The following is a 1,523-nucleotide window of genomic DNA, read 5'->3' on the forward strand; positions in this document are numbered from 1 at the left end:
CTAAGGTATTATAGTTGGTTGGGGCTTTTATTTTCCATCAAATGCCACTAAATTCTATTCCTAAATTCAAAAGTCATGGCAAAAATCAAACAAAACAATTTTTTAGATACTGTAAACGAAGTATTTACAAATGCAAAAGACGAAGGTATTCTCCATCTTTATGCGGAGGGGGATGATTTTACGGGACGTACCATTAAGGTGAAAAACAGAAACCTGTTTCATTTTGGTACTACGGGCTATTTGGGTCTAGAACAAGACGAACGCTTAAAGGAAGCCGCCATAGATGCCATCAGGAAATACGGAACCCAATTCCCCTTATCCAAGTCCTACATATCCAATCCGCTATACAGGACTTTGGAAGAAAAAGTTACAGCAATGTATGGCCATCCTATTATAATCACCAAAAACAGCACTTTGGGCCATTTGGGGGTAATCCCAAGTGCCGTCAAGGATCAAGATGCGATAATTCTCGACCACCAAGTACATTGGAGCGTACAGAGTGCTGCCAAGGTTTTAAAAAACAGAAGTGTACCAATCGATATGATTCGGCATAACGACCTGAACATGCTCGAAGATAAAATTAAGCGATACACCGACCAACGGAATAAAATTTGGTATATGGCCGATGGCATCTATTCCATGTATGGCGATTTTGCGCCCATATCAGACCTAAAGCTATTGAGCCAAAAATACCCACAGTTGAACTTTTATTTGGATGATGTACACGGAATGAGCTGGATCGGGAAGAACGGAACGGGCTATGTTTTGAGTGAACTTGGGGAGCTTTCGGAAAACATCTTATTATTTGGAACCCTGAGCAAAACTTTCGGTGCCAGTGGTGCCGTTCTGGCCTGCTCCAATAAAAAAATGTACCATGAAATAAAAACCTTTGGCGGCCCGCTCACCTTTTCAGCGCAATTGGAACCGGCATCGGTAGCCGCAGCCACAGCCTCTGCAGACATCCATCTTTCACCCGAAATATATACGCTCCAACACGAGCTAAGGGAACGCATCATCTATTTTAATAAGCTCCTGCAACAAACGGAGCTGCCATTGGTTGACGACAATAGCTCTCCCGTTTTTTATATTGGCACCGGAATGCCCAAAACGGGATACAATTTTGTAAACCGATTAATGGATGAGGGTTTCTATGTCAATCTCGGTATCTTTCCGGCAGTCCCTGTAAAGAACACGGGCGTACGTATCACCATATCAAGGCACAATCAAAAAGAAGAAATTAAGGGACTGGTCGAAGCCATGGCATATCATTATCCTAGGGCACTTGAAGATACGCACACCAACTCTGATCGGGTATTCCAAGCGTTTAAATTGATCCCAAAACATCCAGCAACACCACTGACCAAAGATTTAAGTTCTGAATTAAACATCCAACTGGAAGACTCCATTTTAAAAATTGACAAGCCCGTCTGGGACAACCTGCTTGGTGAACGTGGGGCTTTTGATTGGGAGGCACTAAAATTTCTTGAAGATTCCTTCAGTTGCAATAGTCGGGAAGAACACAA

At 42.7% G+C, this 1,523-nt stretch carries 1 protein-coding gene; it reads left to right on the top strand.

Annotation, left to right across the window (positions count from 1 at the left end; translation table 11 throughout):
- Positions 1–75: 75 nt before the first annotated feature.
- Positions 76–1,523: aminotransferase class I/II-fold pyridoxal phosphate-dependent enzyme (locus tag VLZ86_RS15035; RefSeq protein ID WP_325452807.1), on the top strand; the 1,448-nt coding region annotated here is incomplete at its 3' end.

This window comes from Gelidibacter sp., assembly GCF_035515035.1.
In the GTDB taxonomy this organism is placed as follows: domain Bacteria; phylum Bacteroidota; class Bacteroidia; order Flavobacteriales; family Flavobacteriaceae; genus Gelidibacter.